The 15758-nt window shown below is 74.9% G+C and carries 15 protein-coding genes; 5 read left to right on the top strand and 10 right to left on the bottom strand.

The window, feature by feature from the left end; genetic code table 11:
• Positions 1-117: 117 nt before the first annotated feature.
• Positions 118-726 carry a TetR/AcrR family transcriptional regulator gene (locus ACH4PU_RS21970; RefSeq protein WP_398274477.1) on the bottom strand — a complete coding sequence of 203 codons (609 nt, stop codon included), beginning with the start codon at positions 724-726 and terminating at the stop codon, positions 118-120.
• A 104-nt stretch (positions 727-830) separates the two neighbouring features.
• Between ACH4PU_RS21970 and ACH4PU_RS21965 the strand changes: the two genes are divergently transcribed.
• Together ACH4PU_RS21965 and ACH4PU_RS21960 are read left to right on the top strand one after the other, a co-directional pair.
• Complete coding sequence (locus ACH4PU_RS21965) at positions 831-2312, top strand: carboxylesterase/lipase family protein (protein WP_398274474.1); 1482 nt, start codon at positions 831-833, stop codon at positions 2310-2312.
• A gap of 87 nt (positions 2313-2399) precedes the next feature.
• A complete protein-coding gene (locus ACH4PU_RS21960) occupies positions 2400-2762 on the top strand; it encodes a DUF4180 domain-containing protein (protein WP_398274471.1) in 363 nt (120 codons plus the stop codon).
• Positions 2763-3142: 380 nt separating this feature from the next.
• Here ACH4PU_RS21960 and ACH4PU_RS21955 read toward each other — a convergent pair whose 3' ends face one another.
• The 8 genes from ACH4PU_RS21955 to ACH4PU_RS21920 all read right to left on the bottom strand — a co-directional run bounded on the left by ACH4PU_RS21955 (position 3143) and on the right by ACH4PU_RS21920 (position 12117).
• On the bottom strand, positions 3143-3361 hold the full coding sequence (locus ACH4PU_RS21955) for a dodecin (RefSeq protein WP_398274468.1): 219 nt from the start codon (positions 3359-3361) through the stop codon (positions 3143-3145).
• Between the two features lie 420 nt (positions 3362-3781).
• Positions 3782-4273, bottom strand: coding sequence for a universal stress protein (locus ACH4PU_RS21950; RefSeq protein WP_398274465.1), 492 nt, complete (start codon positions 4271-4273; stop codon positions 3782-3784).
• Between the two features lie 243 nt (positions 4274-4516).
• Positions 4517-5476 (bottom strand): L-histidine N(alpha)-methyltransferase, encoded by a 960-nt coding sequence (egtD, locus tag ACH4PU_RS21945; RefSeq protein ID WP_398274462.1) that lies wholly within the window; start codon positions 5474-5476, stop codon positions 4517-4519.
• Positions 5477-5576: 100 nt separating this feature from the next.
• The gene (gene egtC / locus ACH4PU_RS21940) at positions 5577-6320 is read right to left on the bottom strand and encodes an ergothioneine biosynthesis protein EgtC (protein WP_398274459.1); all 744 of its coding nucleotides are present in this window, start codon (positions 6318-6320) and stop codon (positions 5577-5579) included.
• Positions 6320-7702: an ergothioneine biosynthesis protein EgtB gene (gene egtB / locus ACH4PU_RS21935; RefSeq protein ID WP_398274456.1), complete on the bottom strand. Its 1383-nt coding sequence runs from the start codon at positions 7700-7702 to the stop codon at positions 6320-6322. Before egtB ends, egtC begins: the two co-directional genes overlap by 1 nt.
• Positions 7699-8943, bottom strand: coding sequence for an ergothioneine biosynthesis glutamate--cysteine ligase EgtA (egtA, locus tag ACH4PU_RS21930; RefSeq protein ID WP_398274717.1), 1245 nt, complete (start codon positions 8941-8943; stop codon positions 7699-7701). The genes egtB and egtA overlap by 4 nt, the downstream gene beginning before the upstream one ends.
• 430 nt (positions 8944-9373) lie before the next feature.
• Entirely contained in the window at positions 9374-10129 is a 756-nt protein-coding gene (locus ACH4PU_RS21925) for a hypothetical protein (protein ID WP_398274453.1), read from the bottom strand.
• 344 nt (positions 10130-10473) lie between these two features.
• Positions 10474-12117: an acyl-CoA dehydrogenase family protein gene (locus ACH4PU_RS21920; protein WP_398274450.1), complete on the bottom strand. Its 1644-nt coding sequence runs from the start codon at positions 12115-12117 to the stop codon at positions 10474-10476.
• Positions 12118-12389: 272 nt separating this feature from the next.
• Here ACH4PU_RS21920 and ACH4PU_RS21915 point away from each other — a divergent pair, with 272 nt between their 5' ends.
• From ACH4PU_RS21915 to ACH4PU_RS21905, 3 genes are read left to right on the top strand one after another with little or no spacing between them, the layout of a single operon-like run.
• A complete protein-coding gene (locus ACH4PU_RS21915; protein ID WP_398274447.1) occupies positions 12390-13085 on the top strand; it encodes a response regulator in 696 nt (231 codons plus the stop codon).
• Positions 13086-13096: 11 nt separating this feature from the next.
• Positions 13097-14641: an ATP-binding protein gene (locus ACH4PU_RS21910; RefSeq protein ID WP_398274444.1), complete on the top strand. Its 1545-nt coding sequence runs from the start codon at positions 13097-13099 to the stop codon at positions 14639-14641.
• Complete coding sequence (locus ACH4PU_RS21905; protein WP_398274439.1) at positions 14638-15138, top strand: hypothetical protein; 501 nt, start codon at positions 14638-14640, stop codon at positions 15136-15138. Before ACH4PU_RS21910 ends, ACH4PU_RS21905 begins: the two co-directional genes overlap by 4 nt.
• Before the next feature lie 130 nt (positions 15139-15268).
• Here the strand turns inward: ACH4PU_RS21905 and ACH4PU_RS21900 are convergent, their stop codons facing one another.
• Positions 15269-15532 (bottom strand): hypothetical protein, encoded by a 264-nt coding sequence (locus ACH4PU_RS21900; protein WP_398274437.1) that lies wholly within the window; start codon positions 15530-15532, stop codon positions 15269-15271.
• Positions 15533-15758 lie beyond the last annotated feature (226 nt).

Below are 15758 nucleotides of genomic sequence, written 5' to 3'. Positions count from 1 at the left end.
CACTGGGGGAAGCGCATCGGTGCGCGATCACCAAGCTTGGCGCCTGCCCCCGCCTTGTTGATCATGCCCGGGGAGGACACCGCCCCTAAGGAACCCCTAGGGGGACCCTGAGGGGCCCTAGGAGGAGGACCCGCTCGCGAACAGTCCGTCCAAGTGCCGGTCGACGGCGGTGAGCACCGCCTCGGGCGTGACCACGCGCAGTTCGAGGAGGGTGGTGAAACCGGTGAGGGCGAGGAGCAGGTCGGTCTCGACCGCCGGATCGCGCTCGGGGGCGATGTGGCCGTCGTCGATGGCCTGGCGCACCAGGCGTTCCACCATGTCCCGCCCCTGGAGGAGCCCGCCGCGCGCCCGCGCGTGGACGTCCTCGTCGTGGAGCGCCTCCAGGACGTAGGCGGCGCTCATCCGGCTGTTCGCGCGGGCGTCGGGGTGCAGGGGGAGGGTCTCGGTGAGCATCACCCGGAGGACGTCGCGGGGGTGCGGGTGCTCGCCCAGTTCCGCCAGACGGCGGCCGACGCGCAGCGCGGTCTGCTCGGACGCGAAGTCCATGGCGAACGAGAGCATCGCCTCCCGCGAGGCGAAGTAGTGCTGGAGCGACCCGTGGGAGAGTCCCGCCTCCCGTGCGACCTCGCGCAGCGTCGCCTGGGCGACGCCGTGCCGCTCCACCACCCGCCACAGGGCGCGGGCGATCGTCTCGCGGCGTTCGCGGTGGTCCACCTGCTTCGGCATCGTCGGCTCTCTCCCCGGGATCGCGTTTTCTTACAGTTGACATAATACAGCTGGCCGATAAAACTCGAAAGCGCCGAAGGGCAAGCGAGCGAAGGGGAGGCGCCATGACGGACCGGCCGAAGGTGCGTACGACGGAGGGCCTGGTGGAGGGGCGGTGGCGGCAGGGGAGCGCGGAGTTCCGGGGCATTCCCTACGCCGAGCCGCCGGTGGGTGAGCTCCGGTTCGCCGCGCCGGTCCCGGCGCGCGGAGGGGAAGGGGTGCGGCAGGCCGTGGAGTTCGGCCCCACGGCCCCGCAGTCCGGCCCGGTCCGGACGCGGGGCGACGGCGGCACGGACTGGCTGACGCTCAACGTCAGCACCCCCGACCCGGGCGCGGCGGGGCTGCCGGTACTGGTGTGGATCCCCGGCGGCGGCTATATGACGGCGGACGCGAGCGACCCCATGTACGACCCGGCCGCCCTGGTCGCGGCGGGGATCGTGGTGGTGAGCGTCAATTACCGCGTGGGCGCGGAGGGTTTCGCGCTGCTGGACGGCGTCCCGGCCAACCGCGGGTTCCTCGACCAGATCGCCGCGCTGCGCTGGGTCCGGCGGAACGTCGCCGCCTTCGGCGGGGACCCCGGACTGGTCACCGTCGCCGGCCAGTCCGCGGGCGCCGGTTCGATCGCCGCCCTGCTGACGATGGAACGGGCGCGGGGCCTGTTCCGGCGGGCCATCGCCCACTCGGTGCCCGGCATCCACTGCACCCGCGCACTGGGCGAACGCGTCGCGCGGACGCTCGCGCACCGGCTCGGCGCGACGCCCACCGCCGCGGCCCTGGCCGCCGTCGACCCGTGGCGCCTGGCGGCGGAGGTCACCGCCCTCGGCGCCGAGCTCCCCGGGCCGTACGGAGAGTGGGGACGGCTCGCCCGCCTCGGGGCCGCCATGGGTCCCGTCGTCGACGGTGACGTGCTTCCCGAGTCGCCGTGGGCCGCGCTCGCCGGAGGGCGCGCGCCCGGCATCGAGCTGCTCGTCGGCCACACCCGCGACGAGTTCCGGCTCTTCAGCGTGATGAGCGGACGGGCGGGCACCTTCACGGACGAGGAGGCGCGTACCGCCCTGGACCTGTTCGCCCCACGGCCGGGCGGGGCCGACGCCTACCGCGCGACCTTCCCCGGGGCCACCCCGGAGGAGGTGCTGGAGACGGTCTACTCGGACGCCCTCTTCCGGATGCCGTCCCTCTGCCTGGCCCGGGCGAACGGGACGGCGGGCGGTGTCTCGTTCCTCTTCGAACTCGCCCTCGAAGTACCGGCCTTCGGCGCCTGCCACAGTCTCGACGTCCCCCTGGCGTTCGGCACCCTGGACAGCCCCAACGGCGTCGGGCTCCTCGGCGAGCACCCCACCGCCGCCGCCCGCGCGGTGTCGCGCGAACTCCTGCGCGCCTGGACCGGGTTCGTCACCTCGGGCGACCCCGGCTGGCCGGCCGCCCGCCCCGACGCGTGGACGACCCGCGTCCTGGACGCCGGTTCCCGTACCGCTCCCTATCCCGAGGAGGCGTCGGCCCGCATCTGGGAACGGCACCGGCCCACCCCCTTCGACCTCGGCGAGTAGCCCGGACGCCCCCCAAAGCCGCTCGCCGTCGCCTGTGACAGGCTGATCCGGTCACGTACCCGGCAACACCCGGCCCCCGGAGGACCGATGGCCACCCTGCGGACGATCCACGGCGTACCGGTATGGATGTGCGCCGCCGACGGCGCGGCGATCCGCGGCGAGGCCGACGTCCTGGACCTCATAGGCGACGCCGGATACCACGGCGCCCGGTGGGTCGCCCTCCCCGCCGAGCGGCTCGACGAGGCGTTCTTCCGGCTCCGTACGCGCTTCGCGGGCGACGTCGTGCAGAAGTTCGCGAACTACCGGCTCGGCCTCGCCGTCGTCGGCGACATCTCCCGCCACACGGCGGAAAGTTCCGCGCTGCGCGACTTCGTCCGCGAGTGCGACCGCGGACGGCAGACGTGGTTCCCCGCCGACCTCGGGGAGCTGGAGGAGCGGCTGAAGGGCTGACGGTCCGGGCGCCGGCCCGGCCCGGCGACGTCGGGCCGACGCCCTCACGTGCCGCGCGTTACGGCGTCAGCACGACAGGCCGATGCTGTACGAGCGGTCGCCCGAGTCGATGTCACTCGCGTCGTCCGTCCAGTACGGGCCCTTCTGGTGGAACTTGAAGGCGACCGTATGTGCGCCATTCCGCGCGCGCCGACGCACCCGGGCGCCGGGACGGCGTGCCGTCCACCGCCCCGGGCGCAATGACGACCCGGCCTCCGCGCCGCGGCCGCTCACCCGGCGGCGTGTCGGACGGGCCGTGCGCCGATGCGCGTACCCCGTTCGACAGGATGGCGCGGTGACGGGCGGGCGGCCCGCACGGCCGGAAGCGCTGAAAGCGGCAATCAGTCGCCGTCCTCCAGGCGGAACCCGACCTTCAGGCCCACCTGGTAGTGGCCGACGCCGCCGCCGTCGGCGAAGTGGCCGCGTACCTGGACCACTTCGAACCAGTCCAGGTTCCTCAGCGTCTGCGACGCGCGGGCGAGGCCGTTGCGGATGGCCTGGTCCACGCCCTCGGGGGACGAGCCGACGATTTCGGTCACGCGGTACGTGTGGTTCGTCATGGGTGATGGTCCTCCCGGCGGCGCGGTCGTACTGACCCCACCACCGTCCGTCACACTGCGCGTCGGCGCGAGGCGGGCGCCGCCGTTGGCGTGGTCGCGGAGGCAGCGGGTCAGGCGCGGTGGTGGCCAGGGCGCCCAGCGGGCCGCGGAGATACCAGCAGGCGAGCTGGAACATGGCGGTGTTGCCGAACGGCGTGTCTGTCCCGACCGCCGCCCCCGGCGGCAGCACCCCCCCCGGTACGCGCTGACCAGAGCCGCGCCGGCCAGCGCGGGGACGCAGCCGACCAGCACCGCGAGGCCGGCGCCGCCGCGTCCGGCCGCCCACGTCACCGCCGCGCCGGCCGTCGGCCCGGGGACCAGCAGGGCCCTCGGGACGGCGGCGTGCCACAGCGCCAGGACGGACATCGGCCATCGCCTCCGCTACGGCACGACCGTCACCGGCCACCTCCCCGCCTTCACCAGGCGGATCGCGACCGAGCCGATGATGCGGTGGCCCGCCTGCTCCGACGCGCCGACGACCACCGCGTCGGCCTTCAGATCGTCGGCCGCCTGCGCCAGGCCCGAGTACGGGTCGCCGCGGAAGGTGTGGAACTCCCAGCGCATGGCGTGCGGATAGAGCCCGCGCAGCCGGTCCGTCGTCGCGCGGATCTCCGCGAGCAGCTCCTCGGCGACCTCCTCCGTCACCTCGGCCACCGGAGCACCGAAGGCCGCGCCGCCCACCAGGACGGGCTGCACGTAGACGATGGCGAGCAGAGCGTTCTGCCGGCGGGCCAGGCCGGCGGCGTAGGCGGCGGCTCGCCAGGAGGAGTCGGAGCCGTCCACGCCGACGACGATGATTTTGGGGCCGTCGGTGCCGCGTTCGAAGCTTCCGGGGAGGCTGTCGGGGTTGGGCGTGGGCTGCTCTTGGTTCACGGGGTCAGGTTACCGGGGGGTGTTTCGCCCCGGCCCCACCCCTTCGCCGTTTCTTGCAGGGGCTACGCCCCCGCACCCCCGAAACCGCGCTCCGCGCGGTTGTCCTCAAGCGCCGGACGGGCTGAAATCAGCCCGTCCGGCGCTTGAGGACGAGCGGCGAAGCCGCGACAAGCGGGGTCTGGGGCGTCAGCCCCAGGAAACGGCGAAGGGGCGGGACCGGGGCACAGCCCGCCGCAGGCGCCCCTACGGCACCGAGAGCGACAGCGCGAAGCGCCCCGCGCCGTCCGTCCACCAGTGCCTCAAGTCCAGCCCGGCGGCGGCGAGTTCCGCCCGGACCCCCTCGCGCCGGAACTTCGCCGAGACCTCTGTGCGCAGCTCCTCGCCGGAGGCGAAGTGGACGGTCAGGTCCAGGGCCGGGATCTTGGCCAGGACGGGCCGGCGGGCGCGGAGACGCATCTCGATCCACTCGTGCCGGGCGTCCCAGAGGGCGACGTGGACGAAGTCGGCGGGGTCGAAGTCGGCGCCCAGCTCGCGGTTGAGGACGGCGAGGACGTTCTTGTTGAAGGCGGCTGTGACCCCGCGGGAGTCGTCGTACGCCGAGACCAGCACCCGTTCGTCCTTCACGAGGTCCGTACCGAGCAGCAGGGCGTCGCCGGGGGCCATGCCGGCCCGCAGGCCGGCCAGGAACTCGGCCCGTTCCGCGGGCAGCAGGTTGCCGATGGTGCCGCCGAGGAACGCGAGCAGCCGCGGCCCGGGGGTGTCCGGGAGGGCCAGACCGTACTGGAAGTCGGCGACGAGGGCGTGCACCCGCAGCCCCGGGTGTTCGTCGAGCAGTGTCGCCGCGGCCCCGGACAGGGCGCTCTCGCTGACGTCCACCGGCACGTAGTGGTCCAGCAGGGGCAGGGCCCGGATGAGGTGGCGGGTCTTCTCCGAGGAGCCGGAGCCGAGTTCCACGAGCGTCCGCGCGCCGGTGGCGGCGGCGATGGCGGCCGCGCGGGCGCGCAGGATCTCGCGTTCGGCGCGCGTCGGGTAGTACTCGGGCAGCAGCGTGATCTCGTCGAAGAGCGCGCTGCCCCGCGCGTCGTAGAACCACTTCGGCGGGAGCTCCTTGGGCGACCGGGTCAGCCCCTCGGCGACGTCGGCGCGCAGGGCGGCGGCGGTCGCGTCGGACGGGAGGGTGCGGGAGAGGACGAACTGGCTCACGGGCAGGGCTCCTTGCGCGTGCGGCGGGGCAGGGGGAAGGGATGCGGAGCTCGAGGACGTAGAGAGGTGCTGCGAGGTGACACGAGGTGCTACGAGGTTGCTACAGGGACGTGAGGGCGACCCGCGTGCGGTCCGCCGACAGCAGGCTGCCGTCGGGCACCTCGGTCCAGCGCGGATCGTCGTCGTACGGCTCCGAGGCCACCGCGACCCGCTCGCCGGGGCCGGCCAGGTACCACAGGGAGTCCCCGTACGCGGTGGCCGTGACCGAAGCGCCGTCGGTGAGCAGCAGGTTCAGCCGGGAGCCGGGCGCGGCCTCCGCGAGCGCGGTGACGGCGTACGCGAGCGCCCGCCCCGGCGGATCGCCCTCGTCCAGCAGCCGGTGCGCCACCAGCGCCCAGACGAACGCCGCGTCGCAGCGTGCCTCCAGACGCAGCAGGGCCGCGGCGGGCAGCAGCGGGACGAGGGGCGCGGCCGAGCCGGGCCAGCCGGTGAGGGCGCCGTTGTGGCTGAACAGCCACGGGCCCGCCGTGAAGGGGGCCGCGGCGGCCTCGCCGTCGGCGCTCGGCCCGGTCGCGTCCCGCACCGCCGCCAGCAGCGCCCGGGCCCGTACCACCCGGACCAGGTCGGCGAAGGACGGATCCGCCCACACCGGGCCGGCCCGGCGGTACCGGGCGGGTCGCGGGTCGCCGTCCGCGTACCAGCCGATGCCGAACCCGTCCGCGTTCACCGTCCCGTGCCGCTGCCGGCGCGGCGCCCACGACTGCCGGACGAGGGCGTGCGGCGGGTCGGCGACGGACGCGCCGAGCGGGGCCTCGGGGCCCAGGACGGCCAGGTGCCGGCACATCAGCACGGCTCCGGGTCGCGGGCCGTGCGGAAGCCGGCGAGGATCTGCCGGCGCACCGGCAGGTCCCAGTTGCGGAACGTGCCCCGGCAGGCGACCGGGTCCACCCCGAACGACCCGCCGCGCAGCACCTTGTACGCGCTGCCGAAGAAGACCTCCGAGTACTCGCGGTAGGGGAACGCCCGGAACCCCGGGTACGGCAGGAAGTCGCTCGCCGTCCACTCCCACACGTCGCCGATCAGCTGCCGGACGCCCAGCGGGGACGCGCCGCGCGGATAGGCGCCGACGGGGGCCGGGCGCAGGTGGCGCTGGCCGAGGTTGGCACGGTCGGGCGTGGGGTCCTCGTCGCCCCACGGGTAGCGGCGGGATCGGCCGGACGCCGGGTCGTACCGGGCGGCCTTCTCCCACTCGGCCTCGGTGGGCAGCCGCCGCCCGGCCCAGGCGGCGTACGCGGCGGCCTCGTACCAGCTCACGTGCAGCACCGGCTCGTCCGGCGGCACCGGCTCCACCACGCCGAAGCGGCGCCGCAGCCAGCCGCCCGGCGCCCCGCCGTCGCGCCGCCAGAACAGCGGCGCCGTCAGCCCGTGCCGGCGCACCTGCGCCCAGCCCTCGGGGTGCCACCAGCGGGGGTCGCGGTAGCCGCCGTCCTCGACGAAGTGCCCGTACGCCCGGTTGCTCACCGGCAGGGTGTCGAGGAAGAACGGCGCCACCACGCGTTCGTGCGCGGGCCGTTCGTTGTCCAGCGCCCAGGGCTCGGCCGAGGTGCCCATGGTGAACGGTCCGCCCTCGACGAGGACTTCGACGGACAGCCCGGCCGTGTCCGGGGCGGCGGGCGGCGGCTCCGGCGCGGTGAGCGCGGCCGGGCCGGCCCGCAGCTGGTGGGTGATCAGCATGGTCTCGTCGTGCTGCTGCTCGTGCTGGGCGATCATCCCGAAGGCGAACGCCGCCCGGACCAGCGGCCCGCCGCCGTCGTCGTCGACCGGTGTCCGGTCGAGGACGTCCAGCGCCCGGCCGCGGACGTCCGCCACATAGCGGCGGGCCTCGTCCGGGGGCAGCAGCGGAAGCGCGGGGCGTTCGGCGCGCGGGTGCTCGAACGCGTCGTAGACGGAGTCCAGTTCCGGCCGCAGCGCCGCGTGCCCGCCCACGGCACGCAGCAGCCACAGCTCCTCCTGGTTGCCGATGTGCGCCAGGTCCCACACCAGCGGCGACATCAACGGCGAGTGCTGCGCGGTGAGTTCGGGGTCCGGTACGCAGCCCGTGAGCGCGGTGGTGCGCTCACGGGCCGCGAGCAGGACGTCCACGGCGCGCCGCCGGAGCGCGCCGGGGTCCGTGCCGTCGTAACCGTCGTGCTCCCGCCCGGTGGCCCCGCGGCCCGTGGCGGTCACGACCCGCACTCCGCGCCCACGGACCGGTCCGCGACCAGGTCCAGCAGGTCGTCGGCCGGGCAGCGGCCCCGGTCCACGTACCGGGCGGTGAACTCGTCCACCGCCTCCAGGACCCGGGGCGAGGCCCCGAGCCGGGGGAGCGCCTCGCGCGCCGCCGCGAAACAGCCGGCCGCCGCGGCGTGGAGCTCCGGATCGGACAGGCCGTGCCGGGCGGCCCGGCACCACAGCGGGTTGCGCGGGGTGGGCTCCCCGCCCGCCGCGTCGGCCAGCGGCTTCACCGCGCGGTACGCGGTCTCGGCGGCCGTCGGGTCGTCGAACAGCGCCGCCGTCACCGCGAGCGGCACCAGCCAGCCGTCCTCGCCCGGCTGCGCGTCGATCATGCGCATCTCCAGGTGGCCGCGCGGCCGGATGGGCGGGAACAGCGTGGTCAGGTGGTAGAGCACATCGCCCGCGGTGACCGGCCGCGGCTCGCCCGTGCGCAGCCACTCGCGGAGCGGCAGGCCCTGTACGGGCTGCCACGGTCCTTCCTCGCGCCGGATGAACATCACCTCCGCGTCCAGCGCGTACTCGGCCCAGGCCGCCCGCGGCTCCAGGTGCTCGGCGGGGGCGAGGGTGCGGCCCGGGTCCATCCGGGCGTAGGTGGCCTGGCGGGTGGAGCGCCAGCCGGTGGGCCGCCCCAGGTGCAGCGGCGAGTTGGCGAACGCGGCGGCCAGCACCGCGCCCAGCAGGTGCGCGTACCGCCAGCGGCGGTCGAACCCGAGCGGGCCCGGGCCCTCGCCGCCGGCGTCGACGCAGACCTGGACGGACGCCGTCCGGCACATGATGGTGCGGCCGGCCCCGTTCCAGCGGTCGTAGTAGACCTCCATCGCGCTGTAGCGACGGGTCTCCACCACCCGGTCCGGATGGGTCCAGGGCTCCTTGCCGTAACCGGCGAGGAAGAGCCCGATGTCCTTCAACTCGGCCCTGGCCAGGTCGAGATCGGCGGCCACCTCGTCCACGCAGGCGGTGAGGGAGCCGGCGGGCTGCGAGCTGAACTCGATCTGGCCGCCGGGCTCGATGGTGAGCAGCGAGCGCAGCGGAAGCTTGCGGAGCCGGTCGGCGGCGGCGTTCAGCCGGGCCGCTTCCACCGGACGGGTCGGTTCGCGCAGGTCGTGGACGAGCCATTCCAGCTCGACGCCGAGGAGGCGGGGCGGGCCGGTCTTGAAGCAGATGCCGCGGACCAGTGCCGCCGCCTCGTCCATGTCGACCGTCCGGGTCGCGCCTTCGCCGTAGGCGATGCTCTCGTCGGTCACTCCGGGTGCCCTCCTGTCGGTCAGCCCCCTTGCCCTGTACCCCCAAACGGAGGGCGAAACGCGCGGGCCGGCGCCGGGAACCGGTCATGCCTGGAAGGCGTGCCGGGAGGCGCCAGGGAAAGGCGTAGACCACTGGGACGGGGGCGACGGGCCCGCCGGGACCGGTCGCTCCGGGGACGGCGTACGGGCTGTGGGCAGCGGCCGCCCGGGCCCGGGAGAGCGGCTGCGCGGCCGGGCGCTGGGAGGTCGCGGACGGTGGACGGGCGCGGACGCCGCGCCGCCCCCGCCCGGCGTCGTCGCGGACGCCGGGGGTGGGGCGGGGACGAGGGGGGACGGAGGGCGGCCGACGGAATCTGGCCGGAACCGAGCGGCGCGTCCGTCAGACCGCGAACAGATTCGTGAACGCGTCGGTGGAGTCGCCGACGTAGTGCCCGAAGGGGGTGTCGAAGTCCCAGATGAGGAAGAGGAGGAAGGCGATCAGTGCGCTGTAGAGCCCGGCGAGGAGCAGTTCGCGCGGCGACCGCCGGATCTGCAGGGTGTAGATCAGGCCCACGGCCACCAGCGCCCCGCCGATCAGACCGAACCACACCACCCCCGGCATGGTGTCCCCGGCGCTCAGCGCACGGGCGTTGCGCGCCGCGTCCGCCGCCCCGGCCTGGTCCAGCAGCGGCTGGTACGACTGGCTCTCGCGGTCGTTCCTCGGCTCGTAGGACGTGATGTCCGCCCGCACCTTGTCCAGCAGCTCCTTCCCCTTGTCGGTGAGCTGTCCGTCGTCCAGCATGCCCGGCCACTCCTTGTGGACGACGTACTGGACGTAGGTGTCGACGTCCGCCCGCACCTGCTCCCGGGCCGCCGGTGCGAACGCCTGCACCCGCTCCTGGATCTCGTGCAGCGCCTGCGCCTCGGCCTGCACCGTCGCCTGCGCGGAGTTCCGCGCCTCCCAGACGCCGGCGATGGCCAGCCCGAGGACGATGGCGTAGACCACGCCGATCATCATCGTCATGTACTCGATGACGTCGGGCGTCTCGGAGGGATCCTCGCCGGTCCTCACCCGCCGCCCGCGCAGCAGGATCACGGACACGACGACCACGATCACCGCGATCATCGCGAGGACCAGCACCACCCACTCGTCCACGGCATCCTCCGGATTCGCCCACAACGGCGCGAGGGCGCGCCACGGAGATACTGCGGCGTGTGTCACCCGTTCAGCCGGGATGCGGGGCGGTTTCCTCCGATGGGATGAGGGTGTTCGAGGGGGCGAAGTGGATGTTCGGACGCGCCGGACGGGGCCGGTCGGGCGGGCGGACGGAGGGCTTCCGTTTTCTCGGGCGCAGGGTGTGATCGCCCCGCCGCGGACGGGCACGCGCGCTGACGTCACCACAACGTCAGGTGCCTGCTCCCGGGCCGGGCCGCTCGCCCTGTTCCTGTCCGATCGGCTCGGCTTCGGAGCCTGACGGGCGTGCCCGGCGGGCCGGGTGCCTAGCCCGCGTCCTTCACCACCGCCCGCGCCAGCACCCCGCCCAGGTCCGCGCCCGGCGGGAGGGTGCCGAAGGCGCCGCCCCAGTCGCCGGCCAGGCGGGAGGCGCAGAAGGCGTCGGCCATGGCGGGGGTGGAGTGGCGGACGAGGAGGCTGCCCTGGAGGACGAGGGTGAGCTGTTCGGCCAGGCGGCGGGCGGTGAGCTGGGCGTGGTGGGGGTCGTCGAGGGTGGTGAGGAGGGAGCGCAGGCGGGCGGTGGCGGCGTCGAGGCGGGGGTCCGCGCCGGCGGCCGCGCCGACCTCGGCGAAGTAGGCGTCCAGCGCCCCGCGTTCGCGGGTGAGGGCGCGGAGGACGTCCAGGGCGGCGACGTTGCCGGAGCCCTCCCAGATGGAGAGGAGCGGCGCCTCGCGGTAGAGGCGGGGCATGCCCGACTCCTCGACGTAGCCGTTGCCGCCCAGGCACTCCAGCGCTTCCGCCGCGTGTGCGCTGCCGCGTTTGCACACCCAGTACTTGCCGGCCGCCAGCGCGAGCCGCCGCAGGGCGCGTTCCGCCTCGTCCCCGGCCTCCGACCGGTCCAGGGCCGCCGCCAGGCGCATCGCCAGGGCCGTGGCCGCCTCCGACTCGACGGCGAGGTCCGCCAGGACGTTGCGCATCAGCGGCTGGTCGATCAGCTCGGCGCCGAAGGCGCGGCGGTACGTGGTGTGGTGCAGGGCCTGCCGCAGCCCGGCGCGCATGCCGGCGGCCGAGCCGATGACGCAGTCGAGGCGGGTCATGTTGACCATCTCGACGATCGTGCGCACCCCGCGCCCCGGCTCGCCCACCGGCCAGGCGACGGCCCGCTCGTACTCGATCTCGGAGGAGGCGTTGGAGCGGTTGCCGAGCTTGTCCTTCAGCCGCTGGAGGCGCATCGCGTTGCGGGTGCCGTCCGGCAGGACGCGCGGCATGAGGAAGCAGGTCAGGCCCTGCTCGGTCTGGGCCAGGACCAGGAAGACGTCGCTCATCGGGGCGGAGGTGAACCACTTGTGCCCGGTGATCAGGTAGGTGCCGTCGCCCGCCGGGACGGCCGTGGTGGTGTTGGCCCGCACGTCCGAGCCGCCCTGCTTCTCCGTCATCGACATGCCGGCGATCAGGCCGCGCTTGCCCAGCGGCGGCCGCAGCCCGTAGTCGTACACCGGCGACGCCAGCAGCGGCTCGTAGACGGCGGCGAGGTCGGGCTGGGCGCGGAGGGCGGGGACGGCGGCGTTGGTCATGGAGACCGGACAGCCGTGGCCGGGCTCGGCCTGCGCCCAGACATAGAACTTGGCGGCGCGGATCAGGTGCGCCCCCGGCCGGCCGTCCGCCCAGGGCGCCGCGTGCTGGCCGCTCTCCACGGCCGCCGTCATCAGGTGGTGCCACGCCGGGTGGAAGTCGACCTCGTCCACCCGGTGGCCGTACCGGTCGTGGGTGCGCAGCACCGGCGGGTACGCCTCGGCCTGCCGCGCCCACTCCTGCACTTCCTCCGAGCCGGCCCGTGCCCCCAGGGCCCGGACCTCCTCCTCGCCCCGGGCGCCGCCGTCCCGGCGGAGGGCCTCCAGCAGCGCGGGGTCGTCGGCGGTGGTGAAGCCGGTCAGGGGCGGGGCCTGGTTGAGGACCTCGTGCGTGCTCATGGCGACCTCCGGATCGCTGGTGACCGTGCATGTCGAGGGGTGTCGAGGGGCGTCGACGGGTGCCGAGGTGGCTGTGGCGGGCGGGGTTGATGGCGTACGGACAACCGGCTGGCCATTATCCCGTCCCGGCTCTCACGGCGGGGGCTCTCCGTGAAGAAAGTGAGGCGGGAGGTGCCACAGGGGCCCGAGGTGAATATGAGCAATCGGTGACAGTTCCCCGGACGGGGTCCCATCCGGCGCGTTGGTGTGATGATCGGATCGATACTGTCCCTATGTCACGCGTGCTTCTGATCGAGGACGACCGAGCGGTGCGGGAAGGGGTCACCCTCACCCTGCGCCGCCGCGGCCACGAGGTCGAGGCCGCGGCGACCGGTGAGGCCGGGCTCGCCGCGCTCGGCGCCTTCCGGCCGGACCTGGTCCTCCTCGACCTGATGCTCCCCGACGTCAGCGGCTTCGAGGTCTGCCGCCGGATCCGCGCCACCCAGCAGCTCCCGATCATCATGCTCACCGCCCGCGGCGACGACATCGACGTCGTCCTCGGCCTGGAGGCGGGCGCCGACGACTACATCGTCAAGCCGGCCCGAGGCGAGGTCCTGGAGGCCCGCATCCGCGCGGTCCTCCGCCGCGCCGCTCCCGCCGACGGCGGTCCCGAGGCCGCCGCCCGGCCCGCCGAGGTCCACGGCGACCTGGTCGTCGACCGGGCCGGCCTGGTCGTCACCAAGCACGGCAAGGACCTCGCGCTCGCCCCTTCCGAGATGAAGCTGCTGCTCCACCTCTCCGCCACCCCCGGCCGCGTCCACAGCCGCCAGCAGCTCCTGGAGCACGTCTGGGAGCACAGCTACCACGGCGACGCCCGGCTGGTGGACGCCTGTGTGATGCGGCTGCGCACCAAGGTCGAGGACTCCACGCGCTCGCCCCGCTACATCCAGACCGTGCGCGGCTTCGGCTACCGGTTCGGCCCGTTGTGAGACGTCTTGGCGTGCGCCGCCCCGTCGGCAGGCGCCGCCCTCCCGGGGCGCGCAAGCCCGCCCTGCGCACCCTCGTCCGCGGCCTGCGCGCCCGGCTCGTCGTCGCGTTCCTGCTCGTCGCCGCGCTGAGCGCGCTGGCCACCGCGGCGCTCACCTTCCGCGAGGCGCGCACCGCGATCCTCCAGCGCACCCAGGACACCGCCGTCGACGCCCTGCGCGGCCAGGTCAACTCCCAGGCCCCCGACCTGCGGTACCCGCCCGGCACGGCAGGTCTCTCCAAGTTCGCGACGAACCTCAACCGGGCCGGCGAGGCGGCCCAGCACTGGGTCGTGCACGTCCGCTTCGGCGACGGACCCATGGTCCCGTCCCTCCGCCCCGGCGAGGACGCCGCCATCAGCACCGGCGTGCGCAAGAAGGTGCAGGCCGGGATCCCCGCCGTGCAGCGCGTCGAGACCGACGGCCGCCCGTGGCTCGTCATCGGCCTCCCCGTCACCTTCAGCAACGACCAGCGGAAACCGTCCGGCGTGGAGGTCTTCGCCCGGATCCCGCTGCGCGAGGACGAGGCCAACGTCCAGGCCCTCGTCGACGCCGCCCAGAGCGGCGCCCTGCCCGCCGTCGCCCTCGCCGTGGTGCCCGCCCTGATCGCCGCCGGCGGCGTCCTCCGGCCCGTACGCGAACTGCGCCGCGGCGCCCAGCGGATCACCGAGGGCGCGCTCGACACCCGGCTGAAGGTCACCGGCCGCGACGAACTCGCCGAACTCTCCCGGACGTTCAACGGCATGGCCGCCGCCCTGGAGGAGAACGTCGCCGAACTCCGCCGCATGGAGGCCAACGCGCGCCGCTTCGCCGCCGACGTCTCGCACGAACTGCGCACCCCGCTGGCCGCCATGACGGCCGTCGTCGACGTCCTCGACGAGGACGCCGCCACCCTCGACCCGGACACCGCCTACGCCGTCCGGCTGATCAGCGAGGAGACCGGCAAGCTCGCCCGCATGGTCGAGGACCTGATGGAGATCTCCCGCTTCGACGCGGGCGCCGCCGCCCTCCACCTCGATGAGGTCGACGTCGCCGAGACCGTCCGCAAGACCCTCCAGGCCCGCAACTGGCAGGACGAGGTGACCGCCGACCTCCCGGACGGCGTCCGCGCCCGGCTCGACACCCGGCGCATCGACGTCGTGGTGGCCAACCTCGTCGGCAACGCCCTGCGGCACGGCGGCGCCCCCGTCCACGTGACGGTCCGCGCGACGGAAGGCGACGAGGCGGCCGTCCGCGCGACGGAAGGCGGCAGCACCTCGGGGCCGACGCCCGGGCGGCTGCTCATCGAGGTCGCCGACCAGGGCCCGGGCATCGACCCCGAGGTGCTGCCGCACGTCTTCGACCGCTTCTACAAGGCCGACGCCGCCCGGGTCCGCTCCGAGGGCAGCGGCCTCGGCCTCGCCATCACGCTGGAGAACGTCCGGCTGCACCACGGAACCATCCGGGCCGCCAACCGGCCCGGCGGAGGCGCGGTGTTCACCGTCGACCTCCCCCTGCGCACAGGAGGTGACGAGGAGTGAGGGCACGACGCGCGTCGGCCGCGGTGCTCCTGCTGGGCACGCTCGCCGGCTGCGGCATCGAGCCGACGGAGGTCATCGAGTTCGGCCAGCCCGCCACCGGCGTCCACCAGCCGGGCGCGCCCGGCTGGGAGGCCCGGCTGTACTTCGCCGTGGTGACCGGCGTCATCGGTACCCCGCGTCCGGCGGACGGCCCGGTGACCGCGGAGGACGCCGTACGGCTGATGCTGAGGGGGCCCAACGAGGCGGAGCGCACGCGCGGCCTCTACAGCGACATCGGCGTCCGCCCCGAAGCGGGCGTGCACGTCACGACGGCCCCCGGGCTGGTGGAGATCGCGCTGCCGCTCGACGTCAGCCGCATCTCGCGGACCGCCCGCACCCAGCTGGTGTGCACCGCGGCCCACAACCAGGTGCCCGGCGGGCTGCCGTGGAACCGGGTGAGGGTGACGCTGTCCGGCGAGGGGAAGCGGCTGGACGGGCTGGAGTGCGACCGCGTCTAGAGCGCGGGTGGGCGCCGGCCCGGGCCGGATCGGGTGTCGGGGCGGCGCCGGGCGGGGGCGGGGCCGGGCTCGGTGTCGGACGAGGGCTCGGGGGCCGGCGCGGGGTTCGGGGCCGGAGGCGGCTCGGGGCTCAGGGCCGGGGGAGAGCCTGGGACTCGGACGTCCCGCCGCGTACGACGACGACGGTCTTCGAGGCGTCGCCGCCCGCCGGCCGGCCGTCCTGGGCCCGGCCGGCCGGGCCGGTACCCGCGTCGGCCTCCGTCGGCAGGCCCGCGGCGGCGCTGCGGCCGACCGCCTCGGCGGTGACCGCCGCGGTCAGGGTGCCCGCGAAGCCGAAGACCGTGACGGCGACCAGGGCCGTGATCCTGTTCCTGTACAGCTGGGGCAGCGCCATGGCGTCGCACCCTCTCTTCTGTGCTCTCGAGTCCGTGTTCTTGCGTTCGTCACCCGGAGAGACGCGCCGGGTGGTGCGGGGGATCCCGCTGTTACGGATTCATCACGAGCCTGACACCGCGCGGTGGCCGGGGGGGGGGGGGTGGGGCCCCCCCGGCCCCCCCCGGGGGCCCCCGGGGGGGGGGGGGGGGGGCGCGGGGCCCGACGACCCGGACCCCCCCCGGGTT

The organism is Streptomyces sp. NPDC021100, from assembly GCF_044333095.1.
In the GTDB taxonomy this organism is placed as follows: domain Bacteria; phylum Actinomycetota; class Actinomycetes; order Streptomycetales; family Streptomycetaceae; genus Streptomyces.
This window is presented reverse-complemented; position numbering and strand designations above follow the sequence as displayed.

What these genes read in the sequence shown, in the direction of transcription:
- ACH4PU_RS21915 (WP_398274447.1), top strand. Translation starts at nt 12,390, where the DNA reads ATGTCACGCGTGCTTCTGATCGAGGACGACCGAGCGGTGCGGGAAGGG.
- ACH4PU_RS21955 (WP_398274468.1), bottom strand. Translation starts at nt 3,361, where the DNA reads ATGACGAACCACACGTACCGCGTGACCGAAATCGTCGGCTCGTCCCCC.
- egtC (WP_398274459.1), bottom strand. Translation starts at nt 6,320, where the DNA reads ATGTGCCGGCACCTGGCCGTCCTGGGCCCCGAGGCCCCGCTCGGCGCG.
- ACH4PU_RS21970 (WP_398274477.1), bottom strand. Translation starts at nt 726, where the DNA reads ATGCCGAAGCAGGTGGACCACCGCGAACGCCGCGAGACGATCGCCCGC.
- ACH4PU_RS21900 (WP_398274437.1), bottom strand. Translation starts at nt 15,532, where the DNA reads ATGGCGCTGCCCCAGCTGTACAGGAACAGGATCACGGCCCTGGTCGCC.
- ACH4PU_RS21965 (WP_398274474.1), top strand. Translation starts at nt 831, where the DNA reads ATGACGGACCGGCCGAAGGTGCGTACGACGGAGGGCCTGGTGGAGGGG.
- ACH4PU_RS21920 (WP_398274450.1), bottom strand. Translation starts at nt 12,117, where the DNA reads ATGAGCACGCACGAGGTCCTCAACCAGGCCCCGCCCCTGACCGGCTTC.
- egtA (WP_398274717.1), bottom strand. Translation starts at nt 8,943, where the DNA reads ATGGACGAGGCGGCGGCACTGGTCCGCGGCATCTGCTTCAAGACCGGC.
- ACH4PU_RS21960 (WP_398274471.1), top strand. Translation starts at nt 2,400, where the DNA reads ATGGCCACCCTGCGGACGATCCACGGCGTACCGGTATGGATGTGCGCC.